The sequence below is a fragment of the Mycolicibacterium rutilum genome (assembly GCF_900108565.1).
Taxonomy (GTDB): Bacteria; Actinomycetota; Actinomycetes; order Mycobacteriales; family Mycobacteriaceae; genus Mycobacterium; species Mycobacterium rutilum.
In genome coordinates, this window is the sequence record NZ_LT629971.1 from 5,059,819 (window position 1) to 5,086,313 (window position 26,495).

Genomic DNA, 26,495 nt, shown 5'->3' on the forward strand with positions numbered 1-26,495 from the left:
AGCCCACGATGCCCACGACCGCACGCCCGCTGTTTTCCACCGGTATGGCGCTGCTCAGTGCCAGTGCCATCGTCATCGCGCCGATCGCCCCCGTGCCGGAGACGGCCGTCGCAGCGCCGGTCCACGCTGCGGCACCGCTGGCTCCACCACTGCAGCTGACGGCGTCCATCGCCGACATCCTCACTTTTCCGGTGCTGCGCGAGTACATCATCAATCAGATCACCGACCTCGCGACCTGGGGCGTCGGCTTTGCCGAGGCCGGCGTGAACCTGACTCAGGCGATCGGGTTACTTCCCGAGACGTTGCGACTGCTGACGCAGCAACTGGTGTCGCTGGATCTTCAGGGTGCGCTCACGACCATCGAAACCGCCCTGGTGGGCACCGTGGCGGCCGTCGGACTGCCGGTCCTCGACGCGCTCATCACCGTCCGCGAACGCAATCTGGCCGTGCAACTGGCGCTGCAGTCGGCCGTACCGGAAGCGGTCATCGGTTTCGGCGCAGCGCTTTTCGGCGCCGTGGACGGCGTGCTGCGGGCCTCGATTTCCGGCGGTCAAGAAGTCGTCGATGCGATCCTGACATTCGATCTGGGCAACATCGTCACCGCGTTCGTGGACGCCACCCGCGACTTCCTCGGGTCGTTCGCCGAGGGCGGGCAGGACATCGTCGACGGAATTGTCTTCGTGCAGCAGACGATCGCCACCGCGCTCGCGACCCCTGCGCCGACGACGGGCATTGCCGAGACCGAGGAGCTGAGCTTCGCGCAGCGGTCCCCGGCAGAGTTCGACGACGGCGGGACGTTCACCGCGCTGTCGACCGGCGAGTCGATCGACGACTCCGAATCCGCTGACACCGACCGCATCGAGAAGCAGGATGTCGCGGAAGACGACGACGTCGACCCCATGGCCGACGAGTCCCTCGATCTCGGAAGTCCCGCAGAAGAAACCGAACTCGAAGAGGCGACTGAACTCGGAGAGCAGACCGACCCCGATACGCAGGGCATTCAGCCCACTGACGACGACGACTCGGACGAAGAGCCGGCCGAAGCCGACACCCAAACTCCCTCGCCGCAGGACGACGACGAGGCAGCCTGACTATCCGCCCGGCCCGTTCGGCCACTTGAGCAGCGACCCGGCGTCGACGCGGATGTGCTGGCCGGTGATGTAGCGGCTCTCGTCGCTGGCCAGAAAAACCCCGAGGTTGGCGATGTCCTCGGGTTCGACGTACGGGATGGGCATGGCCTGGAAGATCGTGAACAGCGGTTCGGCGTCCTCGCGCGCCGGCGTCTTTCCTTCGGCGGTCATGTCCGGCCGGAAGACGCTGTACATCCCGTCGTTCTGCAGCAGATGGGTGTTGCAGTTGGTCGGATGGATCGCGTTGACCCGGATCATCCGTGGGGCCAGGTGTAGACACATTTCGTCGACGTACTCGATCACGACGCGCTTGCTCCAGCCGTAACCGGCACCGCCCGGGCCCATCATCGGATTGTCCGTGGTGCCGCGCATCATTCCCGCGGTCGACCCGGTCACGATGATCGACGCGCCGTCCGGCAGATGCGGTATCGCGACCGCGACGGTGTTCATCACGCCGACAAGATCCACGTCGCTGGCGTCGACGAACTGCATCGGATCGGGCTTGCCCATCGCCATCGGCAGGATCCCGGCGTTGGCGACGACGATGTCGATCTTGCCGAGATCGGCGACGCCCGCCTCGACCGCGTCGCGCAGTTCGTGGCGCTCGCGGACGTCGGCGATCCGCGCGACCACGCGTCGGCCGACCTCTTTGACCGCACGTTCGGTTTCGGACAGATCATCCGGCGTGGCAAGCGGATACGGGTTGGACTCGATCTGTCGGCAGATGTCGACCGCGATGATGTCGGCGCCCTCTTTGGCCATCGCGATCGCATGCGCGCGACCCTGTCCACGCGCTGCGCCGGTGATGAACGCGACCTTGCCTTCGAGCCGTCCGGTCATTGGCTACCTCCTGTGATGTTGACTCTGCGGTGAGGGCGCACACCCCTCGCGAATATGCGCCCTCACCGCACCGTCGATGGGGTGAAGGTGAGGTGCAGTTCGTTGAGCCCGCGCATGATGAACGTCGGCTCGTAGGCGTACCGCCGGTCACCGGGCGGTCCGTGATGCTCCTCGGACACCGCGATGTCGGTCATCCGGTCGAGGATCCTATTCAGCGAGATCCGCCCTTCGGCCCGCGCCAACGGTGCACCGGGGCACGAGTGCACGCCGCGGATGAACGCGATCTGTTCGCGCACATTGGGCCGATCGGGGCGGAAGGTGTTCGGGTCGTCGAACTTTCGTCCGTCACGGTTGCAGGCGCCGGGGAGCAGCATCACCGTCGTGCCCGCCGCGACCTTGACGTCGCCGACGCTGGTGGTGGTGCGCGCCATCCGGAAGTGCGCCTTGACCGGGCTCTCCATCCGCAGCGTCTCCTCCAGAAACGCCGGGATCTTGCTGCGATCGTCGCGCAACGCGGTTTCGAACTCGGCATGCTCGGCGATGACGCGCATCGCGGAACTGACCAGCTTCGTGGTGGTCTCGGTGCCCGCGGCGAACAGGAACGTCGACAGGTTCATTACGTCCTCGATCTCGGGCGTGGAACCGTCCTCGTACTTGGCCTGGGCGAGTTCGGTCAGCACGTCCTGACGCGGCGCGCGCCGCCGGTCCTCGATGTAGCTGTAGAACTTGTCGTTGAGCCACTGCAGCGGGTTGTGTGACGTCGGGGTCTCCTTGCCCAACTCTCCGACCGTCTCCAGCGCGAACGCCGCCTTGAACTCGTCGTGGTCCTCGCCCGGTACGCCCAGCAGGTCGGCGATCACCAACAGCGAGAACGGTTTCGCGTAGTCGGCGAGGAATTCGCAGCTGCCGCGGTCGATGAAGGTGTCCAGTTGCTGATCGGCCAGGCGCCACATGAACTCCTCATTCTCCTTGAGGCGCTTGGGCGTGATCAGTTTGTTCATCAGACCGCGGGTGCGGGTGTGCAACGGCGGGTCCTGCGAGGTGATGTGCTCGGCCATCGGCACCGCGTGGCGGTGCTGCTCGATCAGTTCGCCGACGTCGTCGCGCCCGTCGGGGCCGAACGGCATCCCCGAGAACGGCCCGGCCACCGACACACACGACGAGAACGCGGGGTCCCGGTAGACCGCGAGCGCCTCGTCGTATCCGGTGACGGCCAGCACGTTAAACGGCGTCGCCTCGGCCACCGGGCATTTCGACCGCAGGAAGTCGAAGTACGGGTACGGGTCGGGTACCAACGACTCGTCGGTGAAGAAGTCGACGGTGTCGAAGTCGGTCATGACGCACTCCCGTCGAAGAAGACCGGCAGCGCGGTCGGCGACCGGAACACCTGCCCCCGGATGTAGGGATCCCCGGAGGTGTCCAGCCGCAGGTTCGGCAGCCGGTCGAGCAGCAGGTTGACCGCCACCCGCATCTCGAGGCGCGCCAGGTGCATGCCCAGGCACACGTGCACGCCGTGACCCCAGCCGATATTGGGTTTCGCGACGCGAAAGATGTCGAAGCGGTCGGGATCCAGGTATCGCTCGTCCTGATGGTTGGCCGCGCCCAGCACCGGCATCACTGAACAGCCCGCCGGGATGTGGACGCCGCCCAGTTCGGTGTCGCAGGTGGTGACCCGAGTGATCATGATCAACGGGGGTTCCCAGCGCACCGCTTCCTCGATGGCCTGCGGCAGCAACGACCGGTCCGCGCGCACCGCGTCGAGTTGATCGGGATTGGACAGCAACCCGAACAGCAGATTGCCCAGCGACCGGTAGGTGGTCTCCACCCCGGCGGGCAGCAGCAGCCGCAGGAACGAGAAGATCTCCTCGTCGGAGAGCTTCTCGCCGTCGATCTCGGCCGCGGCCAGGCCGCTGATCAGGTCGTCGCGCGGGTCCTGCCTGCGGGCCTCGAGGATCGGCCCGAGATACTCGGCCAGCGCCTGCGACGCCTGCCTGCCGCGTTCGGGGTTGACGGTGAACGACAGCAGCGAGATCGACCACTTCTGGAACTGCGCGTAGTCCTCCTGCGGCAACCCGAGCAGCCCGGCGATGATCAGCGTGGGGTACGGGAAGTTGAATTCCTTGACCAGGTCGGCGCTGCCGCGGTCGGCGAACCGGTCGATCAGCGCGGTGCCGATCGTGGTGACCAGATCGCCCTCCCACCGCGCCAACGCCTTCTGGGAGAACGCCTTCGAGATCAGCGCCCGGTGGCGCCCGTGCTGGGGCTCGTCCATTCCGAGGATGACGTACTTGCCGAACACGTCGCCGAAGGCCTGGATGATGATCGACGACGAGAACGTCTCGTTGTCGCGCAACATCTGCTGGGCCTCTTCATAGCGGTACACCATGAAGATCGGCTTGCCCTCTTCACCGGGGATGCCCGGAATCTCGATCTTCTGGACGGGCTCTTCGCGACGCAACCGGGCGAGTTCGGTGTACGGGTCCCGGACGTCACCGGAGACGAAGTCGTCGAACTCGCCGAAGTCCTCGAGGTCCTCAAACAGGTGCTGCATGGCGTCCTCTTCAGCCGGCCGGGTAGGCGACGGACTTGATCTCGGTGTACTGGTCGAAGCCGGCGGTGCCGTTCTGGCGTCCGATGCCGCTGGCCTTGTATCCGCCGAAGGGGGTGTCGGCGCCGTATCCGGCGGCGCCGTTGATGCCGAGGAAGCCGGCGCGCAGCCGACGGGCAACCGCCAGGCCGTGCTCGATCGAACCGGCCATCACGTTGCCCGCCAATCCATATGGGCTGTCGTTGGCGATGCGCACCGCGTCGTCCTCGTCGGTGTACGGGATGACCGCCAGCACGGGACCGAAGATCTCCTCCTGCGCGATCGTCATCTTGTTGTCGACGTCGGCGAACAGCGTCGGCTTGACGAAGAAGCCCCTGTCGAGCCCGGCGGGCTGCTCGGATCCGCCGACCACCAGCCGCGCGCCCTCCTCGACGCCCTTATCGATGTAGCCGCGGATCCGGCTGCGCTGTTTGTCCGAGATCACCGGACCGCACAGGGTCGCCGGGTCCTGCGGATCCCCTGGTGCGACGCCTTCGTAGATGCCCTTGAGCATCTCGATGCCTTCGTCGTAGCGCGACCGCGGCAGCAGCAGCCGGGTGGGGTTCGCACAGCCCTGCCCGGCGTGCATGCACGGCGCGATGCCCATCATGCAGCCCAGTGCGAAGTCGGCGTCCTCAAGCACGATCGTCGCGGACTTGCCACCGAGTTCGAGGAACAGCCGTTTCATGGTGGCCGCACCCTTCTCCATGATCCGCTGCCCGACAACGGTGGACCCGGTGAACGAGATGAGGTCGACCTTCGGGGACAGCGTCAGCTCTTCCCCGACGAAGTGGTCGGATGCGGTGACCACGTTCACCACTCCCGGTGGTATGTCGGTCTTCTCGGCGATCAGCCGGCCGAGGCGGGTGGCGTTGTAGGGCGTGTTGGGCGCCGGCTTCAACACGACCGTGCAACCGGTGCCCAGCGCCTGCCCGATCTTCTGGATGGTGACCTCGAACGGGAAGTTCCACGGCACGATCGCGCCGACGACACCGGCAGGTTCACGCCAGACTCTGCGGGTGGTGTTCATGCCGGTGACCGACACGAACGCGTCCCCCAGCGAGTTCTCCCAGGGGTATTCGTCGATCAGCTTGGCGGGATAGCGCAGACCGTCGGCGAGCGGCGCGTCGAGCTGCGGCCCGTGCGTGATGGCCCGCGGGCACCCGACCTCCAGTATGAGTTCCTCGCGCAGCTCCTCCTGCTCGGATTCCAGCGCTTCCTGCAGCTGGAGCAGACAGCGTTGCCGCAGTGCGTGATTCGTCGACCAGTCGGTCTCGTCGAAGGCGCGACGGGCGGCGTCGATCGCCCGGTGCATGTCGGCTTTCGACGCGTCGGCGACCTCGCCGAGGGTCTCCTCGGTGGCCGGATTGATGTTGGTGAAGGTGCCCGCCTGGCCGTCGACGAGTTTCCCGTCGATCAGCATCCTGGTCTCGAACCGGACCTGGACAGTGTCAGCCATTCCTGCGTCCTCCCAACGCGCCGAAGCGCGGAATGCCCATCATCAGCCGCGTCATCTGGTGCAGCCCCGCGGATGGCAGTAATCGGTTGGCGATCATCAGCATTCGTGCGTCCGGGCCGACCGGCTGCTTGACGAACGGTTTCGTGCTGTCGAGCGCCTTGGCCAAACCGGCGGCGAACTTTTCCGGCGAACGCGCCGCCATCCGCATCGCGGCTCTGCCCCGCTTGTCCATGGTGGCGTGATGAGGCGCGTACACCCCGGCCAGATCACGACAGTCGGTGGTCCCGGCGTCGGTGATGATCTCGGTGTCGTAGGTGCCGGTGACCAGAACCGTGACACCGATTCCGAACGGCGCGACCTCGCCGGCCATCGCCTCCCCCCAGCGTTCCAGCGCACCCTTGGCCGCCGAATACGGTGCGGTGGACGGCATCCCGCGCACTCCGCCTTGGCTGGACACCAGGACGATGCGTCCGCGGCCTGCCTCGCGCATCCCCGGCAGCAGCGCCTTGGTCAGCGCCACCGGTCCGAACACCGTCGTGGCGAACATCCGCTCCCACAGGCTGTCCGGTGTCTCCTCGACCATGCCGGCAGCCGAGATGCCTGCGTTGTGCACCAGCGCGTACGGTGCGCCGGATGCCGCTTCGATCGACTTCGCGGCGGCCTCGATCGATGCGGTGTCGGTGAGGTCGAGGGCCACGCCGGTCAACCGCGGGTCGTCGTCACCGGCCCCGGTGGCCGCTCGGAGCGCCTCGAGTCCGGTGTCGACCGAGCGCATCGCGGCCAGCACATGCCAGCCGCGGCGGTACAGGTGGCAGGCCGCCGCGAAGCCCAGTCCCCGTGAAGTGCCGGTGATCACGACGCTGCGTCGATCAGTCATAGTCACCCGCCGGCGCGCACCGGTCACTCTTGGCGCCGAGTTCGACGTCGGGTCGCCCGTCGGGCTGCATGCTCATCCACGTCGACCAGATCCCCGAGGAATACGGTCCGGGGTGACCATTCTCCTCGTAGAACCCCTGCGGGTCATACACTTTGGCCTCGGGATAGGGCCACGGGCAGGCCACCGAGGTGGAGATCCGCGTCCACTTGAGGATCGCGAAACCGGTGCCGTAGGCGAAGTAGGCGACGTTGATGATCACGAACATCACCACGAACATGCCCAGCGCCGGCTTGCGCGCGAACAGCCGCGCGCGCTGCGCGAGCTTCTCGGCCACCGTCCGGCCCGTGTCGTCGCGGTACAGCAGCACACCGGCCGGGATCATCACGAACGTGACCATCACCGTCTCCCAGATGAACGGGAACTGATAGGTCTCGCCAACGAACACCGAGCCGAACGGCACCACCTGCGCGTAGATGTAGAAACCGGTGCGCACCAATGTGATTTCGAGCATCGCGTCGATGAGAATGCCCAGCGGCAGGATCAGCAGCGCCAGGCTGATCAGCGGGTGGCGCCAGACGAATGAGTCGGGCGGCCGTTTGGCCTGCAGCTTGCGCAGGATCCAGATGGCGGGGAAGAACGGGCCCAGATAGAACATGATGTAGCCGATCACCAGGAACGGCTCCACCGTCGGCGAGATCGACACCAGCGGCCAGTCCTCGGGCCAGTGCCAGAGTTCGGGGTTGTAGACCGCGAACGGCGACCAGTTCATGATCGGGTCCTGCCACACGATCAGCGTGGTGACGATGCCCATCAGCAGCACCGGGTGCGCCCCCAACCGGCGCCAGGCGATCACGTACACGATCACGATGATCGACATCGAGATGATCGTGAAGATCTGGAACAGGGTCAGCCAGTGGTCGAAGCCGAACAGCGGCTCCACCGGACGCGGCGCACCGGTCACCTCGGGATTGCGGATGCGCGGCGAGACAGCGCCTTTCCGGGCGTTGACCGCGATCAGGACGAGCAGGACGATGGCGACGGCGATCCACACCGCGGCCCGCCATGATCCCTTCTTCGGTTCGGCGGCATGTTCGGCGGGTGGGGTCGCTTCTTGGGTCGCCATCGGCTCACTCCTCGCCGAACCGGTCGACGAGGTGCGAGTTGACCCCGTCCGCGTCGAGCTGCCTGGCCACCAGATAACCGGCGCCCATCCACGCGCGACGGGTCCAGTTGCCGAACGACACCCGCGTGCCGGGCGCCCCGGATGCGGCGGGCATCATCTTCACCCGCTCCAGGGCCTCCTTGATCCCGCGTGGGCTCAGCGGATGCGCGTCGGTACACGCCCTCAGCAGCGCCGACGCCACGTCGCAGTTGACGACCGGAACGCAGTACTGCGGGCGGCGACCGAACTTCGCCTCGTATTTGTCGAGGAACTGTTGTCCGACGGGGTTTCCCTCGTCGTACTGGTCGACACCGGTCCAGCCCATGAACGCGTTCCACATGACCGGATTCATCCACGCGTTCTGGAAGGCGGTGCTGGTGAACCGCGGCGGATCCCAGCCCAGTGACTCCAGCGCGGTGTTGAGGAAGACGATGCCGAACCCGAACCCGCAGTGCACCAGGGCATCCGGCTTCGCCTCGTGCATGGTGCGCACGGCCTCGGTGACGTCCTGCGCGGTCTGCGCCAACGACGCCTCGGCGACGATGCGAATGTTCTTGCGCCGGCACGCGCTGCGGAAGTTCCTCAGGTAGGTCTCGCCGACCAGCGACTGTTCGATCAGCACCCCCACCTGGGTGTGTCCACCTTTGGCGAGCAGGTCCGCCCAGAAGATCGGCTCGTCGGTCAGTGAGCCCTGCGGGAACGAAAACGTCCACTCACCGAGCCAGTCGTCGCTGCCCGAGACGCTGAGCGCCGGCACCTTGAAGCGTTCTTCGATCGCCTCCCGGGTGGGGATGCAGTTGTCGCTGATATGCGGTCCGAAGACCGCGAGACACCCCTCGTCGACCAACTCGCCGTATGCGTCGATGACCGCTTTGACCGATCCTTTGGGCAGGCCCTCGACCTCGCGGTAGGTGATCTCGATCGGCCGGTCGATCACCCCCTGCTGCATCGCTTCTTCGAAGATCAGCTCGAACGGGTTGGAGAGGTCTTCCTTCATCTCCTGCGGGTAGAACTCGGGCAGTTTGAAGTCCATCAGGTAGCCCAGTTTGATCGGCTCTGCAGTGCTCTCGTACGACATGCAACCTCCGTTGGCACACGCGGTTGGGCGAGATGGACGTGAAACCTAATATTTGTTCAGACACTAGCGAGGCGGTCCGCGAGCGTCAATCATCTGCTGCGCTCACTGGTCGGCCAGGTAGACCTCGATCATCTCCATCAGTCCGCGGGTGACCGATGGATCGTCGGTGAGGGGGCCGGCGATCGCGGCGCGCGCGGCATCGCGGGTGTCGAGGCCCTCGGCGATCAATCGCCCCGCCGCGATCAGCACGCGGGTGGAGGCGACCTCACGCAATCCCCCGGTCTCCAGCCGTCGGATCGCCTGACCGAGCCGCACCAGGTCGGCTGCGCGGTCGGGTGCCAGACCGGCTTCGGTGGCGACGATCTTCTCCTCGACGTCAGGCGTGGGGAAGGTGAACTCGATGGCGACCATGCGCTGGCGCGTCGAGTCCTTCAGGTCCTTCAGCACACTCTGATAACCCGGGTTGTAGGACATCACCAGGCCGAATCCCGGCGCGGCGTCGAGCGTGATGCCGAGCCGCTCGATCGGCAGCTGCCGGCGGTGGTCGGCCAACGGGTGCAGCACCACAGTGGTGTCCTGCCGCGCCTCGACCACTTCGTCGAGGTAGCAGATCGCGCCGTCACGCACGGCGCGTGTCAGCGGCCCGTCGACCCATTCGGTCTCGCCGCCCCGCAGCAGGAAGCGGCCCACCAGATCCGCCGTCGTCAGGTCGTCGTGGCACGCCACCGTGATCAAGGGACGGCCCAGGTCATGCGCCATCGCCTCGACGAAGCGCGTCTTCCCGCATCCGGTCGGACCCTTGAGCACGACCGAGAGGCCCTGGTGATAGGCGGCTTTGAAGACCTGCTCCTCGTTGCCGACAGGTACGTAGTACGGGCGGGCCGAAGTCACCGGTATCGGTTCCCCTCTGTGCGAAACGCTTTCGCTGCAGCGTACGCGGAACAGATATTTGGTTCAAGGACATCGGTCGTCAAGACACCCTCCGTCGCAGATCGGCCCCGCGCAGCGCCGCGCGGAACAGCGGCCCCACGACATCGGCGAGCTGGGTCGGTTTGGGGATCGATGCATGCGCGGTACTGCCGAAGACCTTGGCCAGCTCCCCGGCGTCGGTCGCCGCGCCGATCGTCAGACACAGACAGCCGATCCCCTGCCTGCGCGCCTCGGCCAGCGCGCGCCGCGCATCGGCGGCACCGTAGGCGCGTTCGTAGCCGTGGTCGTAGGCGAGGCCGTCGGACAGCACCACCAACAGCCGCCGCGTGGTGCCCCCCTTCTCATCGATCACTGCGGCGCCATGCCGGATCGCCGCGCCGAGCCGCGAGTAGGCGCCGGGAACCAGCCCGCCGAGTCGCCGCATGATCACCGCATCCATCCCGTCGTCGAACCGCTTGACCGGGATGAGATTCACCGTCGCGCGCCCTTGTGACCGGAACGCGTACAGCGCCACCCGGTCCCCGAGTTCGTGCAGCGCGATCGTCAACGCGGCGGCCGTTGCGCGCTGCTGCTCGTGGATGTTCTGCCCGAGACTGCCTGCCTCTGCGGCCGATCCCGACACATCGAGCAGCACGAGCACCGAAAGATCGCGGCGCCGGCGCAGGTTGTCCAGATAGACCGACTCGTCGGGTGCCGATCCCGCCAGCAGCTCGACGCGGGCCTCGACCGCGGCGTCGACGTCGATGTCGTCACCCTGCGACTGGCGGTGGCACCGGTCCAAGCCGATACCCAGGCGCGTGAGCGGGCGACGCAGCGCGTGGATGTCGGGCCGGTCCATCGGGTGCGCGCCGAGCTCCGGTTCGATCTCGTGCACCGTGCACCAATCGGGTCGGTAGCGCCTGCGGTGGACGTCCCACTCCGGATATCTGCGCCCTCCCGAGCCGTCGGGGTCGTCGTGCACCTCACCGGCGCCGGCCGCCACCGAGGTCACCGCGCCCGCCCCCGCGGTTCCCCGGCCGGACCGGTGCGTCGGGCTGTCCGCGCCCGGTGTGCCGCCCTCCCGCAGCTGGCGTACCGCACTGAGCATGCGCTGCAACAGTTTTCCGAGTGCACCTCCACCGCCGACCGGGCTCGAGAACAGGTCGACGACATCGGCGCCCTCGTCGGCGTCATCGTCGAGTTCTTCCAGTTCCCCGGTGCTGCCGTTGCGGGGCACGTGGGTGTCCCGGTGCGCTGCCGCGGCATGTGCGGCGAGGAGCTGGCGCGCCCTGATGACGCCGAAGCTGGCAGGCGGGTCGGCGGGCCGGTCCCTGGCGGCCAGTGCGAGGGAGTCGGCGGGTGAGTCGACCCGTGCGGCGATGTCGAGGTCGATGAGTGAGCGCACGCGCAACGGCAGCAGGTCCTCGTTGACCGCCAGCGCGCGATGCCCCTCGACGGCGAGGTATCTACGGGCCAGCGCGGGGCGGCGCCGCACCCTGCGGATCTGAGCGGGCTCGAGACCGCCCGCCGCCAACATCGACGCCTGCACCGCCACCGATTCGACTTGCGCGGCGGGACTCGCGGCGTCGTCGATGAACACCGTGACGCCGTCGGTCCACGCCGGGGACCCCGCCTCCCCCGGCGCCACCGCGACCGTGCGGCCGGCCAACGCCGATGCCAGCAGCGCCAGCGGGTGTGCCTCGCGACGGCCCTCACCGGTGGACTCCAGAACTCACCTCACCCGTCGACCAAACATCTGTTTCCCAGGGTCGCTGACTGCCCTCAGTCCCACACCACCGCCAGGTGCTGCGGGGACCGGAAGAACGTTCCTGCGACGTAGGGTGCGGGCGCGTCAGGGTCCAACCGCAGGCCCGGCAACCGGTCGAACAACGTATTGAAGATCTGCGTGCTCTCCAGCCGCGCGAGATGCATACCCAGGCACACGTGTGCGCCGTGCCCGAAGCCGATGTGGGGCTTGCGTTCCCGGATGATGTCGAACTCGTCGGGGCGGTCCCAGCGTGACTCGTCATGGTTGGCGCTGCCGAGGTTCACCGACATCGTCGAACCCGCCGGGATCGCGTGCCCGTAGAACTCGACGTCACGGGTGGTCTCGCGCATGAAGTTCAACAGCGGTGTCTCCCAGCGGATCCCCTCCTCGATCGCCTGTGGCAGCAAGCTGCGGTCGGCGATGACGGCGGCCAGCTGGTCCGGATGGGTCAGCAGACCCAGCGCCAGGCTGGCGGTGGATCGCGAGGTGGTCTCCGCGCCGGCGGGCAGCAGGTTGCGCATGAACCCGTAGATCTGCTCATCGGACATCTTGACGCCGTCGATGTCGGCTGCGGCCAAAACACTGACCATGTCGTCGCGCGGGCTGCGCCTGCGCTCGGCGAGGATCCCGACGAAGTACTCCTTGAGTTCGGCCGACGCGCGCAGCGCGCTGTCCATGTCGGAGTGGAAACCGAGCAGGTCGATCGCCAGCCGGTGAAATTCCGGCACATCGGCCTCGGGCAGACCGAGCAGCGCAGCGATCACCCGCACCGGGATCGGCATGAACACGCTCTCGACGAGGTCGGCGCGCTTGAGGTCGCGGACACGGTCGACGGTCCGTTCCACCAGCGGGCGAACCAGCTCTGCCTCCCACCGGCGCATCGACGCACGGGCGAACGCGAATTCGTGTAGGCGCCGGTACACGTGGTGTTCCGGTGCTTGCATCTCAAGGATGGTCGGGCCCTGCAACGGTCGCACGATGGCCTCGTAGCACCGCGTGCTGAAGGTGGCGTTGTCGGTGAACACCGCCTTCACGGCATCGAACGAATACGCCGTGAAGATCTGCTGGCCCGCAGCGGGATTCCCGACGATGCCCATCTCCGGCCACCCCGGATGCACGGGCGCCTCGCGCCGCAGCCGGTTGAGCATCGGGTATGGACTGGCGTCGCCGTCCGCGCCCATCCCCGCGTCGAATCTGGCCTGTGCGTCCTTGACGCCCTGCGAGAGATCTTCGGTCATCGGCTCGTTCCTCGGCGGCCCGATGCGGCCTCGCACCGACGACGTTTGCAATGCATGCATCTCCCGCGGGACAGGCGAACTCCAGCCGACCTAACTTTTGTTCAGACCCTAGCGACGGCGCGCCTGAGCGTCAATGATCGTGCCCGCGAACCAGGAGCAGCGGCGAAAACACGCGCTTCTGATACCTTTGAACAAACGTTGGGTCAGTCCGGCGAACCCATACAGGACGTGTGAGCGGTGGAGGTGTCGTGGGGCGCCCTCGGATGACCCCTAAGCGGTCCGATCGGTCCTCGGACGACGGCACGCGTCGCACCGAGATCTTACAGACGGCCGCGCTGCTCATCGCGACGTCGGGGTTGCGCACCTCGCTGCAGGAGATCGCGGATGCCGCAGGCATCCTGCCCGGCAGCCTGTATCACCACTTCGAATCCAAGGAAGCCATCCTCGTCGAGCTGCTCCGGCGTTATCACGACGACCTCGACCGCATCGCCGAGCAGGCGATGGACCGGCTCGACGACGCGAGCCCGGGGTCGGCATTCGACCGCATCGTCGACCTGGGCTCGGAAATCGCGCAGTGCGCGGTCACCCATCGCGCGGCGCTGCAGATGACGTTCTACGAGGCGCCCACCTCGAACCCGGAGCTGGCTGCGCTGGCCCAGAAGCGGCCGTCGTCGGTCCTGGAAGCGATGGTGCAGACGCTGCGGGCGGCGCGCTGGAGCGGTTACCTGCGTGCGGACGTGGACCTTCCGGTTCTGGCGGACCGCATCGTGCAGGCGATGCGCCAGGTCGGGCTCGACGTCATCCGGCACACCGCGGGCGCCGACAAGGTGGCCACGCTGATGTGCAGAATCCTGCTCGAGGGCCTGGCCACCGTTCCCCCGACCGACGCCGCGCTCGACCGCTCGGCGGCGTTCCTCGCGGCCGACGAGGTGGTGCGGTCGTGGAGCGAGGAGGCCGAGTCTGCGCCCGACGACAAGGGTGCCCACGTGCGCGCCGTGGCCCGCGCCGAATTCGGCCGCAAGGGCTATGAGGTCACCACGATCCGAGACATCGCGTCGGCGTCGGGCCTGGGCACCGGGACGGTGTACCGGCTGATCGGTTCGAAGGAAGAACTGCTCGCCTCGATCATGCAGTCGTTCAGCGAGAAGATCGCCGGCATCGGGTGGACCACCGTGTTGCGTTCGGATTCGACGCCCGTGGAGAAGCTCGATGCGCTGAGCTGGGTGCACACCAACGCGCTCGCCCAGTTCGGCGACGAGTTCCGCATCCAGCTGGCCTGGATGCGGCAGTCCCCGCCCGACACCCCGAACATCGCTTGGCTGTTCACCAAGCGGCTGCGCCAGATGAAGTCTGTTCTCGTGGAGGGCATCCGGGCCGGGGAGATCGCCATCGACAGCCCGTCGAACGAGGTCCTCGCACGCTGCGTGCTCGGGGTGTCGTGGATACCGGAGAACATCCTGCATGACATCGGCATCCGGCCGTCGCTGCTGCACGTACGGGACACGATGCTGCGCGGCGTGATTAACCGCGAGCAGTGAGCGCCGTGCTAGCCGACCCTGATCGGTAACTTTCCCCAGCCGCGCACACTGGCGGTGTGCGCCATCGCCGCACCGTCGTAGTCGACGTCCCATTCGGGCCAACGGCTGAGGATCTCCTCCAGCGCAACCCGGGCCTGCATCCGCGCCAGCGCCGAGCCCAGGCAGAAGTGCACGCCCTGGCCGAAAGACAGATGCGCGGCGTTGCGGTGGATGTCGAACCGCTCACCGTCGGGGTAGTGCCGCTCGTCGCGGTTGGCGGATCCGTTGAGCAGCAACATGGTCGAGCCTTCCGGGATGGTCCGGCCGCGACAATCGGAGTCGTGTGCGACGTAGCGTGCCTGCACCGGCGACGGCGCCTGGTACCTGAGCACCTCCTCGATCGCGCCTGGGATCAGCGAGAAGTCGGCGACCAGTTCATTGCGCTGGTCGGGATGTTCGGCCAGCACTTGCCCGATGAACCCGATCAGCCGCGTGGTGGTCTCGTTGCCCGCTCCGGCGATCATGCTGGTGTAGGTGAGCACCTCGGTCCGGGTCAGCGGACGTGTCGTACCGTTCTCCTCGATCCGCGCGTTGAGCAGTTGGGTCATCAGGTCGTCGGAGGGGTGGTCCGCGCGCCACTCGATGTAGTCGGCGAACAACTGATAACTGTTCTCGAACGTCTCGGCGGTGACCGCCTTGAACGTGCCTTCTACGAGCCCGATCGCCCCGCCGGTCGTGTCGCGGATCTGGGCCTGGTCCGTCTCGGGTATGCCGAGCAGATAACCGATGGTGCGCATGGGGATCTGGGCACCGAGATCCCCGATGAGGTCGAAGCTGTCGGCGCTCGCGAGCGGGTCGAGCACTCGCGCACAGAACTGCCGTGTCAGTGGTTCGATCGCGGCCATCCGCCGCGGGGTGAACACCTTCGACAACAGTCGCCGGTGCAGTTCGTGCAGCGGCGGATCCTCGAACAGGATGACCCCCGGGGGTACCTCGATACCGCTCTTGATGACGTCCATCGTGGTGCCGCGGCCCGATCGGTAGGTGTGCCAGTTGGGCAGTTCGCGCGCGACATCCTCGTAGCGGCTCAGCGCGTAGAAGTCGTATTTCTCGTTGTAGTAGAGCGGCGCTTCGTCGCGCATCCGCTTCCAGACCGGGTACGGGTCGTCGTCGATCGCGAAGTCGAACGGGTCATAGTACAGGTCAACGGTCTTCGTGCTCGCCACGCTGCTCCCCTTTCATCAGTCGAAGGCGTACCGCGGCAGCGTGTTCGGCATGTCCAGCGAGCTCAGCAGACCGGCCGGGGCCTCGACGACGTACGGGATGGCGTTGACCACGCGCATCGCGGTCGCCGCCATCGCCGCGTGCCCGGCGCCGTGGCCTTCGGCCTCACCGAGGTTCATCGCGCAGTGGATGTCGGGATCGCCCTCGATGTCGACGCGGTAGGTCGCGTCGAACTCCGACGCCAGCCAGTCGGGTGCCACGTCGCGCGCCATCCGGATGATGTGTTCGATCACGATGGCCTCGCGCCCGTTGACCACGCCGGCGGCCCGGGTGCACACCGCCCCGCAGGTGCCTGCCTTGATGGTGCCGAATGCGACCTCGATGTCGCGATCGGTGAGGCGCCGGTCGAGCGAACCGCGGACCTCGGACACCTCGACTCCCAGGCCCGCCGCCATCAGGTGAATCGGTGCCTTCCAGGCCATTTCGATGAAGCCAGGCGTCTTCAGCAGCGGTTCGAAGTCGAGCGGGTGACCGAAACCCATCCCGTTCATCATCACGTCGGCGACCGGGTAGTGGTCATTGAGCGCAACTTCGGTGACCTTGATGCAGTCGATCTTCTTCGATTGCGTCGCGAGCAGGAGCGCGAGTTGGTCGGAGCCGAACCCGGGGAAGATGCCCGACGCGTAGAACGACGCGTCGCCCGACTTGGCCGCCTGTGCCATCTGGTCGCGCCAGTCAGGCGAGTAGTACGCCGGCGGGTAGACCAAGGAGGTCGACGTGGTGGAAACGACGTTGATGCCCGCTTCGAGCAGGCGGAGATAATCCGGCACAGCACCCGCATCGCGTTCCGGGCCGCTCGCCGCATACACGACGCAGTCGGGTTGCAGTGCGATCAGCGCATCGGCGTCATTGGTGGCGGCGATCCCGAGCCGGTCCCCGCCGGCCAGTTCCCCGGCGTCCTTGCCGACCTTCTCCTCGGAGTGCACCCAGACGCCGACGAGTACCATGTCGGGCCTACGCCGGATCGCGTCGATGGCGATCGATCCGACGCCCCCCGTCGACCAAACCACTGTTCGCAGTGGTGATGTCACATCGCCTCCTGAGTTGTGTCGTGTGCTCGCTCGACCGCCATGGCCGCGCGTTCGAGGTAGGGCCAGGCGATGTCCGACGCCGAAGGCGCAGCAGACGCGCCCGCGGCGACGATGGCGAGCTGCCGGGGTGCGCGCATGTCGACCGCAGCGCGAACATCAGCGCGCCGCCAAGGGTCGTCACACCGACGACCTTAACCTAAATTTTGTTCAGCACGTGCCGGTTCCTGTCGCGGTTTCAGCCTACGGAGCAAACGTTAGGTTTTGAGGGGGCTGACATCCATACGACGCCTTCAGTTGATCCGGGTCACCGTCAGCGGCATCTCGACGTCGAGCACCTTGTTGAATCCGCATGCGCCACTCGGGCCTTCGGTCTTGTCCCATCCGACGTAGCGGCCTGGTTCGGGTGGGTAGACGGCCCAGAACATGAACGACTGCTTGCCCGGGTGGGCGGTGCCGTCGATACAGGGCTCCCAGTCCGGGACGGTGCGGGTGACCTTCCAGCGACCGCTCATGTAGACGAGGTCGCCGCTCCAGCCCTGGTCGCTGACCACGCGTCCGGCGCAGTCCTGATACGTGGTGCACGTCGAGGTGACCGTCCACGTCTGGGTGACGCTGTACTCGTCGTGGCGCGAGTCGTTGGTCTCGGCGAACCGACCGTCCGAGAACACCGTGAACGTGCCGTTGATCGCCACCTCGTCCTGCGCCCGCGCGGGCGTCGCGACGCCGACCGCGCATACCAGCGCCACCGCGGCCGTCGCCAGCGCGCGGATCACGGTGCGCCTCCGGGGAATAAGAGATCCTGCCATGTCCGCGGCGGCTCGACGAGGTCGGTTTGTCTGCCGACGTTCCCGTCCGGCGTCGCGTACTGGCCGCTCTGCGGGTCGTAGTGCGCGATGGCAACCGACGGATCGGGTGCTGCCCCCTCCGCCGGCGGAGGAAGCGCGGTTCCCTCCACGGGTGCGAACAGGTTCTCGTCGGCGGTGACTCGGCCGTCCGGCGGCACGCCCTGTGCGATCAGGTTGGGGTCGATCGGGTACGCGCCCAACGAATGCTGACGCATCGCCAGAGGCTTATAGGGCTGATCGCTGTAGCACTGTTCGACGGTCGGGGCGCGCTTGCCGGGAACCCCCATGCACGGCGCGTTGCGCGCGCCGCGCACCACGATCGGTGAGTCCTGCGGAAGTTTGCAGTAGACGCCGTCCGGGGTGTCGATGGTGGTGAGGTCTGCGGGACTGCGCCACGCCGAGGGCGGGAGGAAGCCGACCGTGCACGGGTTCGGATCGGTCATCTGAACTCTGAAGTCGCCGAGCGGAATTCCGGTCGGATTGTTCTCAGGCGCGTTGGACTGCACGTTGGCCACAAACGACGGCAGCAGCACGAGCACCTGTTCGAGCGACGGCCGGTAGGTCACCGCCACTTGACCGAAGGTGGTCATGTTCGCCAGCAGCACCGGCAGCGTCGGTTTGACCTGCTCGAACAGCGCAGCAGCCTCGTCAGCGGCCGGCGGCCCCTGGGTCAGCAGAGTGCGGATCTGCGGGTCGTCGGCCACCACCTGTCCGGTGATACCGGTGAGGCTGCGCGCCCACTGGCGCAGAGCATCGGTGGTCTGCGCCTGCGCATCGAGAAGGGGCACGGAGTCCTCGGCCAGCGTGGCGGAGCGGGCGGCATCACGGTTGAGGTCGCCCAAAAGCGTTGACGACGAGTCAATCAGGGATCCCATGTCATAACCGGCGCCGCCGAACGCCGTGTACGAGTCGTCGATCAGCGCGTTCAGCTGACCCGTGGGGATGCTCCCGATCAGTGTGTTCATCTGTTCGAGCATCGGGCTGACCGGTTGCGGGATCGTGGTGTCGGCCATCGGGATCACCGACCCGTCCTGAAGGTAAGGCGGCTGGTCGGTGCGCGGGAGCAGTTCGACGTATTGTTCGCCGACCGCCGAGACGCTACGCACCTCCGCAACCAGGTCGGCGGGGATCTTCGGTGAGGTGTCGAGCCGCAGCGTCGCGGTGGCCTTCGTGCGTGACACGTCCATGCCGGTCACCTTGCCGACCTGCACACCGCGGTAGGTGACGTTCGCGAACCGGTAGAGGCCGCCGGAGGCGGGCAGCTCGAGGGTCACGGTGATCTTTCCGACGCCCAGCAGTGTGGGCACCTGCATATAGGCGAACACCATCGCCAGCACACCGACGATCGACGCGATCGTGAAGATCACCAACTGGATCCGGATCAGCCTTGGCAACATCAGCCCCCACCCCCCGGCTCCCACGGCGCGGGCGCCGCGTTGGGAATCGGCCCGAACGGAGGCGAGGTACCCACGCCCAGCGGAAATTTCGTGTAGTACGCGTCGTATCCCGGGTCGCCCGGCGCGGGTACCAGCGACGCCCGGTCCTGGCCGAGCGCCGTGCCCAGCAGCAGTCCCCGTTTGATCCGGGCATTGGTCAGGTCGACCGTCACCCACAGATTCATGTAGTCGCCGCGGATGCCCCGGTCGATCAGGTTCTGCGACATCGGGAAGGTCGGCAACCAGGCCAGTGCGGTGTCGATCTCGGGTCCGACGTCGCCCAACGCACGCAGCGTCGGCGCCAGGTTCTGCAGGTTGGTCACCAGATCGGCCTGGGTGTCGTTGATGAGGCCGGTCAGCGTTCCGCTGAACTCCCCCAGCCGCTGCAGCGCGGTGCTGAACCTGGGCCGCTCCCTGACCAGCACGTCGAGCGCCGGCGGTATCTTGCGCAACGCCCGGGTCAGCACCTGTTGCTCGTCACCCAATCGCTGTGCGAACCGGTTGAGTTCGCCGATGGTGGCGATGATGTTGTCGCGCTGTTGATACAAGGTTCCCACAAAGGTGTCGAGGCGTGTGATCAGGTCGCGGACGTTGCCCTGCCGCCCCGACAGCGCGGCGTTGAAATTGGCGATGATGTCGCCGATCTGGCCCAGCCCCCCGCCGTTGACGACGGCCGCCAGTGAGGCCAGCGTCTGTTCGGTCGACGGATAGGTCGAGGTCCCCTCCAGCCCGACCGTCGCGCCCGGGCGCAACCGCCCGCGCGGCGCCTCCCCCGGCGGTGGGTCCAGCGCGACGTGCATGGATCCCAACAGGCTGGTCTGACCGACGGTCGCGACGGCGTTGGCGGGCACCGCGACGTCCGGTTCGACCGATACCTCGAGGTCGATGTGCCAGCCGTGCAACGTCATCGCACCGACACTGCCGACCACGACGTCGTCGATCATCACCGGCGAGTTCGACTCGAGTGTGCCGATGTTTGCGAGTTCGAGGTGGTAGACGGCCGCGTCGGAGCCGCGCCCGACCGCTCCGGGCAGCGGCAGCGAGTTCACACCCTGAAGCGAACACCCGGTGACCGTCAGCACCGCACTGAGGCTCATCGCCGCCATCCGTCTGCCGATCATGATGGTGTCCCTTCACCATGCGGTTGTTCGGCGGGCAACAGCATCCCGGGCAGCGTCGGCGGCGCCCACCCCGGCGGCGGCGGCACGTCACCCGCACCGGTGTAGGCCGAAACCGCGGGGGGCGGCTCCGGTTCCCGCGTGGGCCCGACCGCTCCCGGCATCAGTTCCGGTTCGGTGTAGCGCAGCATGTACGACGGCGGGTTCGACGACAGGAACAGGCTGAACGGGAACGGCAGATTGTTGAAGTTCGCCGTGCGCAGGCCCGGGCCGAGGTACTGCGCGCACAACTTGCCGGTGGTCGGGGCGGTGACGTTCTCCAGGGCCCCGATCATGCCGCAGATGAACCACACCGGATTCGACATGTTGTTGAGCACGAACACGCCACTGGCGGCACCGGTGCGGGGGTCGAACATGTTGACCGCGTTGGCAATCGAGTGCGGCGCGATGTGCAGCACGTTCTCCAGCGCCATGCGGTTCTCGGCGAGGGTCTGCGTGACATTGGTCAGCCGCTGGATCTGTTCGGCGGTCTTGTCGCGGGTGCCGCGGATGAACCGGGTGGTCTCGCCGACGACCTCGGACAGGTTCGTCAGCGCGGCGTCGAGGTCGGATCGGCTGTCGTCGACCACGCTGGTCAGGGTCGCAAACCGGTCCTGGAACTGGACGATCTGCGTGTTGCTGTCCCGCAGGGCGGTGACGAAGGTCTGCAGGTGGGCGATCGTATCGACGATGTTGCCGCTGCCGTCGGCGAGAATCCTGCCGACGCCGGACAATTGCGCCATCGTTTCGCGCAGCTTGCCACCGTTCCCGTCCAACGCGGTCGCCGCGCTGTCGATGAATCGGCCGACCGATCCGGTGGACATCCCGCCGGCCGGCCCGAGGTCGGTCGCCAGGCGCATCAACTGTTCCTTGACCTCGTTCCACTCGACCGGGATCGCGGTGCGGTCCAGCGGGATCACCGCCCCGTCGGCCATCACCGGACCCGACTCGTACGCGGGAGTGAGTTGCACATACCGGGCGGACACCAGGTTCTGCGCGACGATCACCGCCTTGGCGTCGGCGGGCACGCGGATGCCGCGCTGGACGGCCAACCTCATTTCCGCCTGTGTACCGACCGGACGGATCGACTCGATGGTGCCGACCTTGACCCCGGCGATGCGCACCTCGTCCCCGGGATATATCGCGGTGGCGGTGGCGAACTGCGCGGTGATCACGGTCGGCCGCAGCACCGTCTGCCGGACGAGCACCACGGCACCGCCGAGCAGGATGGCGACCAATGCGACGGCGAGAACCCGCTTTCCGATCGTGCTCATCGCGGCGGCCCCCACTGTTCGTGCGGCATCGGGATCCCGTTGTACGGGAACGGGAGTTCGGCGCGTGGCCCGGCATTGTCGGGCGGCTGTCCGGCGTTGACCCCGCGGCGGAACCCGAACGCGTAATCCAGCCACGGCTGCAGCAACTGTCCGAATGCGATGTTCGGGATGTAGGCCTGGTAATACGGGCCGTTGCCGATCGTCTCGCCGAGCGTGATCTGAAACTTCGCGAGCCCGGGAAGGGCCTTGGCGATGTTGTCGCGGTTCTTCTCCAGCACGGCGGTGACCGCGTTGAGTTTGTCCAGCGTGGGAGCCAGTTCCCGTTCGTTGTCTGCGATCAGACCCTTCAATTGCTGTGACAGCGCCGAGGTGTGGGCCAGCATCTCGACGATGGCGTAGCGCCGGGCGTTCAACACCGAGACGAGGTCGTTGGCGTTGAGGAGCAGAGTGTTCACCTGCTCGCTGCGGTCGGACAGGATGCGGGTGACATCGGCGCCGCCGGCGAGCAGGTCGCCCAGGGTGTCGTCGCGGTCGTTGATCGCGCGGGACAGGTTCGTCAGCCCGTCGAAGGTGGGGCCGAGCTGCGGGGCCACCTCGTCGAGGGTGGCCGACAGGGTGTCCAGGGATTGGTTCAGCGAGGCGGTGTCGGTGCCCGCGGTGTTGGTCGTGAGGTCACTGACCGCCTCGGTCAACGAGTACGGAGACGCCGTGCGCGACACCGGGATCACATCCATGGGCCGGAGCGCACCCTCGCCCTTGGACTCCAGGGTCACGACGCGCTCCCCGAGAAGGGTGCCGGTCCGCACGTGGGCGGTGGTGTCCGAGCCGAGCGTGACCGTTCCGTCGACGGTCAGCGTCACCACGGCATTGCGGCCTTCCAACGCGACGGCGGACACGCTGCCGACCTTGATGCCGGAGATCGTCACGTCGTTGCCGGGCGCGAGTCCCCCGGCGTCGGCGAACTGCGCCTGGTACCGCACCGCCGTCGCCCAGGAGATCAGACGTTCGGGGGCGAGCCCGACGGCGATCACCAGCACGACCAGCACCACGCCGATGATCCCGGCCCGGATGAGGTGTCTGCCACGGTATTTCAGCATCAGGGCTCGCTGCACCTGCCGTTCTCTTGCCGGACCCAGGGGAAGACCGCGGTGCGGCCCTGAAGGTCGGTGACCCGCCACTTGAGTTCGCAGATGTAGTAGTTGAAGAAGCTGCCGTAGGCTCCGGTGCGGATCAACTTGCGGTAGTTCTCCGGCGCCTTCTGCAGGCCGGTGTCGATCCGGTCCTTCTGCAGGTCGAGGTTGGGCGCCAGCCGGTTCAGCTCGTCCACGGTGTCCGCCAGCGGTGAGCGCGCGTCGCTGAGCAGGTCGGCGACCGAGGCGGTGCCGTCGTTGAGCGCGTCGATCGCCGTGCCGATCGGATCCCGTTCGGCCGCAAGCTCGGTGACGAGCGTCTCGAGCTTGTCGATGGTGCCGGAGAACTTCTCCCCTTCGCGGTTGAGTGTCGCCAGCAGGGTGCGCAGATTGTCGATCAGTGCCTGGATCGTCTGGTTGTGCTCGGCGAGCGCGGAGGTGAATCCGGAGGTGTTCGTCAGCAGTGAGCGCAGCGTTCCCCCTTGCCCTTGGAAGATCTGGATCAGCGACGCCGACAGCGCGTTGACGTCCTCCGGATTGAGGCCTCGGATAACGGGTTTGAGCCCGCCGAGCAGCAGATCCAGGTCGAGTGCCGACTGGGTGCGGTCGCGTGGGATCTGGCCGCCGGCCGGCATCGGCGTACCGCCGGGGCCTTCCATCAGTTCCAGGTAGCGGTCGCCCACCAGATTGAGATAGCGCACCGCGGCCCTGGTGCCCGTCGTCATCTGCACGGTGGGATCGGCATCGAAGTGCACGACCACGGTCTTGTCGGGCTGCAGTTTGACGCTGTCGACGGTGCCCACCCGCATACCGCCCACCCGTACCGACTGCCCCGCCTCGAGCCGGGACACGTCGGCGAACACCGCTGAGTAGCCCTTCGTGCTGCCGGTCTGATACTGCCCGAAGATGAAGAACAGCGATGCCGTCAACATGGTCATCACCGCGGCGAAGACACCGAATTTCACCAGCGTCGGGCGCAGCGAGCGCCTCATCCGGGTTGTCCGATCTGCGCGGTGTTGCGGGGCGGCCCGGCAGTTTCGGTGTCGGGGAACATGATCTGCTTGATGATGTCGGCGTTGAGGATGATGCCCGGATAGGTGCGCCGCCACGGGTTGGTGCCGGTGTCGGCGACGACGTAGGGCGCGACGCCTTCGAAGGGCATCTTCGGCAGACCGGTGCACTGGGGGCCGCCTGTCGCACCGGCTTTCGGCAGATCCAGCGGATAGCGGTACCGCTCCTGTGCCCACAGGAAGCCGGCCAGCACCGTGACGCCGGGTTCCTTCAACGGCGGTCGGTGCGACAGTTCCACCATGCCCGAGAGCGCGCACCAGAGCGCCTGGTTGTACTGGTCGGTCAACTCGGTGGTGGGCACCAGCAGATGGAGAACGTCAGTGAGCGGTTGACGATTCGTGCCGATGACGTCGTTGCCCACGTCGGCCAGGCCGATGACACTGACCAGTGCGGCGTCGAGGTTCTGCTCCTGATCGACCACGGTGTCGCTGATACGTGCTGCATTGTCGGCGACAGCCACGAAATCAGTTGCCGCATCGGCATATCCCCGCAGCACGTCCGGTGCGGCGTGCAGATCTGCCGACAGCGCGGGCAGGCTCGGTTCCAACGTCGCCAGGTAGGCGTCGAGATCGGTGAGCATCTGACCGAACTTGTGACCGCGCCCCGACATCGCCGACGCGATGGCACCGAGCGTGGCGTTGAGCTTCGCCGGCTCGACGCTGGAGAGCACCGACGTCAATTGTTCGAAGACCGTGTTCACCTCGACCATGACGTGCTGGGCTTCGATCACCTGGCCGGCACGCAGCGATTCCGTCGCGGGGTCGTCGGGGAACACGAATTGCACTTGTTTGGCACCGAATACCGTCGGCGACGCGATGTCGACCAGCGCGTTGGCGGGGACGGCGTCGAGCATGGCGGGATCGATGGCCAAGTGGATGGCCGCCTCGCCGGTGGGCAGCGCCTCGATGTCCGAGACACGCCCGACCTGGACTCCGCGGATCTGGACCTTCGCGTCGGCGTTCATCACCAACCCCGCGCGCTGCGAGATGACGGTGACCGGGACGGTTTTCGCGAAGCCGCCGCGGAACAGGTTCGCGGACAACACAAACAACGCCACGACCGACACGATGGCGAACAAGCCGACGAGCGGGCGCAGCAGATGCCGTGTCACAGACGGACCCCCACGGTGCACCGAAGGTGTTCAGCTGCGCACACCGCCGATCGGTATGACAAGGCCGATTCACCCCCAGCACGCGTCGGGAACCGATGCAGGACTTTACGCCGGAACATATCTTTGGGTCAATCACTTCGGGTATGGCCTGGCAGGCAACTGGCAGTCCGTCGCTCCTCTCCATCGATCAGGCCGTGGACCGGGCCCGAAGCGTTTGCTGAATAAGCCTGACACACAAGTCTGCGCTGTTCAAGGCTAAAAATGAGACACTGAAGACTTATCTGTCTCGGCCGGTGGTGCGCTGGCAGTTCACAAGACGAGTTAGAAGGCCAGCCGGACCAACGGAACAATTATTTGGCCCGCAAACCAACGGGGAGCCCAGTGAGGGTCCCGACTTCGGCGAAAGGTGATCCTGCCGCGTGGCCCGTGGCCGCGCAGCCTAAATGACAATTTTTATGAGAATAGAGACTGAGAGTCTCGTGGGCTCGCACCCGCGCGGGCCGAATTACTCGGGCAGGCGCAGTTCGGGCTTTTCGACCTCTTCGATGTTCACGTCCTTGAACGTGATCACGCGCACCTGCTTGACGAAGCGAGCGGGCCGGTACATGTCCCACACCCAGGCGTCGCCCAGTCGCAGTTCGAAGTAGACCTCGCCATCGGAGTTGCGCGGCACCACCTCGACGCTGTTGGCGAGATAGAACCGTCGTTCGGTCTCCACCACGTAGCTGAACTGCCCGACGATGTCCTTGTATTCGCGGTAGAGCGAGAGCTCCATCTCGGTTTCGTACTTCTCGAGATCTTCGGCACTCATCGCTCAGCTGTCCTTCATCTTGGTCGCCGCCCCCTCATGGGCTTCATTGTCTCCTACCCCACTTCACCGCGCTGCTCCGGTACACCGTCGTCGACCAGTTCGGTCACCACCTTGATGCCGCCGGCGGTCGCGACCCGTCGCACGTTGATGAACGAGTAGCGGTGCTGGGCGCAGGGCCCCAACTCGGCCAGCGCCGCGCTGTGCGCGGGCGTGCTGTAACCCTTGTGATCAGCAAATCCGTAACCCGGATGTTCGGCCTCCATCTTGACCATCAGCCGGTCGCGGCTCACCTTGGCCAGCACGCTCGCCGCCGCAATGCACGCCGCAGCGGCGTCGCCGCCCACCACTGGGAGCGAGGGTACCGCCAATCCGGGTACCCGAAATCCATCGGAGAGCACATAGCCGGGCCGCACCGACAGCCCGGCCACCGCGCGGCGCATGCCCTCGATGTTGGCGACGTGCACCCCGCGCCGGTCGACCTCAGTCGACGGGATGAACACCACGTGGTAGGCCAGGGCATACCGCCGGATCAGCGGGAACAGCCGCTCGCGTTCCTTCTCGTTGAGCCGTTTGGAGTCGTCGAGGGCGCTCAGGCTCTCGAGCCGGTTGGGGCCCAGCACGCACGCGGCCACGACGAGCGGTCCCGCGCACGCGCCGCGACCCACCTCGTCGACTCCGGCGACCGGTCCGAGTCCGCTGCGGTACAGCGCAGACTCCAGCGTGCGTAGCCCCGAGGATTTTCGGATCACCGTGCGTGGCGGCCATGTCGCCGGCAACACC

24 protein-coding genes are annotated in these 26,495 nt (G+C 66.7%); 2 read left to right on the forward strand and 22 right to left on the reverse strand.

From position 1 onward, the window contains the following. Positions 1 to 8: 8 nt before the first annotated feature. The gene (locus BLW81_RS24655; protein WP_157897826.1) at positions 9 to 1,091 is read left to right on the forward strand and encodes a hypothetical protein; all 1,083 of its coding nucleotides are present in this window, start codon (positions 9 to 11) and stop codon (positions 1,089 to 1,091) included. On the opposite strand, the gene BLW81_RS24660 is transcribed toward BLW81_RS24655, so the two are convergent. The 10 genes from BLW81_RS24660 to BLW81_RS24705 form a co-directional block, all read right to left on the reverse strand. Next, a complete protein-coding gene (locus tag BLW81_RS24660) occupies positions 1,092 to 1,970 on the reverse strand; it encodes a mycofactocin-coupled SDR family oxidoreductase (RefSeq protein WP_083409466.1) in 879 nt (292 codons plus the stop codon). A 62-nt stretch (positions 1,971 to 2,032) separates the two neighbouring features. Beyond that, positions 2,033 to 3,307 (reverse strand): cytochrome P450, encoded by a 1,275-nt coding sequence (locus tag BLW81_RS24665; protein WP_083409467.1) that lies wholly within the window; start codon positions 3,305 to 3,307, stop codon positions 2,033 to 2,035. Further along, positions 3,304 to 4,521, reverse strand: a complete 1,218-nt coding sequence (locus BLW81_RS24670; protein ID WP_083409468.1) for a cytochrome P450 — start codon at positions 4,519 to 4,521, stop codon at positions 3,304 to 3,306. Before BLW81_RS24670 ends, BLW81_RS24665 begins: the two co-directional genes overlap by 4 nt. Positions 4,522 to 4,531: 10 nt before the next feature. Then, on the reverse strand, positions 4,532 to 6,016 hold the full coding sequence (locus BLW81_RS24675) for an aldehyde dehydrogenase family protein (RefSeq protein WP_083409469.1): 1,485 nt from the start codon (positions 6,014 to 6,016) through the stop codon (positions 4,532 to 4,534). Continuing rightward, positions 6,009 to 6,893, reverse strand: coding sequence for an SDR family oxidoreductase (locus tag BLW81_RS24680; protein WP_083410793.1), 885 nt, complete (start codon positions 6,891 to 6,893; stop codon positions 6,009 to 6,011). Before BLW81_RS24680 ends, BLW81_RS24675 begins: the two co-directional genes overlap by 8 nt. Then, the gene (locus BLW81_RS24685) at positions 6,886 to 8,016 is read right to left on the reverse strand and encodes a spirocyclase AveC family protein (protein ID WP_083409470.1); all 1,131 of its coding nucleotides are present in this window, start codon (positions 8,014 to 8,016) and stop codon (positions 6,886 to 6,888) included. Before BLW81_RS24685 ends, BLW81_RS24680 begins: the two co-directional genes overlap by 8 nt. 4 nt (positions 8,017 to 8,020) lie before the next feature. Then, a complete protein-coding gene (locus tag BLW81_RS24690) occupies positions 8,021 to 9,133 on the reverse strand; it encodes an ABC transporter substrate-binding protein (protein ID WP_083409471.1) in 1,113 nt (370 codons plus the stop codon). 102 nt (positions 9,134 to 9,235) lie between these two features. Beyond that, a complete protein-coding gene (locus BLW81_RS24695; protein ID WP_083409472.1) occupies positions 9,236 to 10,030 on the reverse strand; it encodes a CbbQ/NirQ/NorQ/GpvN family protein in 795 nt (264 codons plus the stop codon). A 73-nt stretch (positions 10,031 to 10,103) separates the two neighbouring features. Further along, the gene (locus tag BLW81_RS24700; RefSeq protein ID WP_235632087.1) at positions 10,104 to 11,711 is read right to left on the reverse strand and encodes a nitric oxide reductase activation protein NorD; all 1,608 of its coding nucleotides are present in this window, start codon (positions 11,709 to 11,711) and stop codon (positions 10,104 to 10,106) included. 113 nt (positions 11,712 to 11,824) lie between these two features. Then, the gene (locus BLW81_RS24705) at positions 11,825 to 13,048 is read right to left on the reverse strand and encodes a cytochrome P450 (RefSeq protein WP_083409474.1); all 1,224 of its coding nucleotides are present in this window, start codon (positions 13,046 to 13,048) and stop codon (positions 11,825 to 11,827) included. A gap of 263 nt (positions 13,049 to 13,311) precedes the next feature. On the opposite strand from BLW81_RS24705, the gene BLW81_RS24710 reads away from it, so the two are divergent. Continuing rightward, on the forward strand, positions 13,312 to 14,586 hold the full coding sequence (locus BLW81_RS24710; protein ID WP_083409475.1) for a TetR/AcrR family transcriptional regulator: 1,275 nt from the start codon (positions 13,312 to 13,314) through the stop codon (positions 14,584 to 14,586). 8 nt (positions 14,587 to 14,594) lie between these two features. Here BLW81_RS24710 and BLW81_RS24715 read toward each other — a convergent pair whose 3' ends face one another. The 12 genes from BLW81_RS24715 to BLW81_RS24765 form a co-directional block, all read right to left on the reverse strand. Further along, positions 14,595 to 15,791 (reverse strand): cytochrome P450, encoded by a 1,197-nt coding sequence (locus BLW81_RS24715; protein ID WP_083409476.1) that lies wholly within the window; start codon positions 15,789 to 15,791, stop codon positions 14,595 to 14,597. A 15-nt stretch (positions 15,792 to 15,806) separates the two neighbouring features. Next, the gene (locus tag BLW81_RS24720) at positions 15,807 to 16,880 is read right to left on the reverse strand and encodes an NAD(P)H-dependent amine dehydrogenase family protein (protein WP_083409477.1); all 1,074 of its coding nucleotides are present in this window, start codon (positions 16,878 to 16,880) and stop codon (positions 15,807 to 15,809) included. After that, positions 16,877 to 17,017, reverse strand: a complete 141-nt coding sequence (locus BLW81_RS29505; protein WP_157897827.1) for a hypothetical protein — start codon at positions 17,015 to 17,017, stop codon at positions 16,877 to 16,879. Before BLW81_RS29505 ends, BLW81_RS24720 begins: the two co-directional genes overlap by 4 nt. Before the next feature lie 153 nt (positions 17,018 to 17,170). Continuing rightward, positions 17,171 to 17,653 (reverse strand): Rv2253/PknI dimerization domain-containing protein, encoded by a 483-nt coding sequence (locus BLW81_RS24725; RefSeq protein WP_235632088.1) that lies wholly within the window; start codon positions 17,651 to 17,653, stop codon positions 17,171 to 17,173. Continuing rightward, positions 17,650 to 19,122 (reverse strand): MCE family protein, encoded by a 1,473-nt coding sequence (locus tag BLW81_RS24730; RefSeq protein WP_083410794.1) that lies wholly within the window; start codon positions 19,120 to 19,122, stop codon positions 17,650 to 17,652. The genes BLW81_RS24725 and BLW81_RS24730 overlap by 4 nt, the downstream gene beginning before the upstream one ends. Next, positions 19,122 to 20,282: an MCE family protein gene (locus tag BLW81_RS24735; RefSeq protein ID WP_157897828.1), complete on the reverse strand. Its 1,161-nt coding sequence runs from the start codon at positions 20,280 to 20,282 to the stop codon at positions 19,122 to 19,124. Before BLW81_RS24735 ends, BLW81_RS24730 begins: the two co-directional genes overlap by 1 nt. Continuing rightward, a complete protein-coding gene (locus tag BLW81_RS24740; protein WP_083410795.1) occupies positions 20,279 to 21,592 on the reverse strand; it encodes an MCE family protein in 1,314 nt (437 codons plus the stop codon). Before BLW81_RS24740 ends, BLW81_RS24735 begins: the two co-directional genes overlap by 4 nt. After that, positions 21,589 to 22,689, reverse strand: a complete 1,101-nt coding sequence (locus BLW81_RS24745; protein ID WP_083409480.1) for an MCE family protein — start codon at positions 22,687 to 22,689, stop codon at positions 21,589 to 21,591. Before BLW81_RS24745 ends, BLW81_RS24740 begins: the two co-directional genes overlap by 4 nt. Next, on the reverse strand, positions 22,689 to 23,714 hold the full coding sequence (locus BLW81_RS24750; RefSeq protein ID WP_083409481.1) for an MCE family protein: 1,026 nt from the start codon (positions 23,712 to 23,714) through the stop codon (positions 22,689 to 22,691). The genes BLW81_RS24745 and BLW81_RS24750 overlap by 1 nt, the downstream gene beginning before the upstream one ends. Next, positions 23,711 to 24,904: an MCE family protein gene (locus tag BLW81_RS24755; protein WP_083409482.1), complete on the reverse strand. Its 1,194-nt coding sequence runs from the start codon at positions 24,902 to 24,904 to the stop codon at positions 23,711 to 23,713. The genes BLW81_RS24750 and BLW81_RS24755 overlap by 4 nt, the downstream gene beginning before the upstream one ends. Positions 24,905 to 25,409: 505 nt before the next feature. Continuing rightward, positions 25,410 to 25,715, reverse strand: a complete 306-nt coding sequence (locus BLW81_RS24760) for a DUF2469 domain-containing protein (RefSeq protein ID WP_069411668.1) — start codon at positions 25,713 to 25,715, stop codon at positions 25,410 to 25,412. Positions 25,716 to 25,768: 53 nt separating this feature from the next. Then, positions 25,769 to 26,491 (reverse strand): ribonuclease HII, encoded by a 723-nt coding sequence (locus tag BLW81_RS24765; RefSeq protein WP_083410796.1) that lies wholly within the window; start codon positions 26,489 to 26,491, stop codon positions 25,769 to 25,771. Between the last annotated feature and the right edge of the window lie 4 nt (positions 26,492 to 26,495).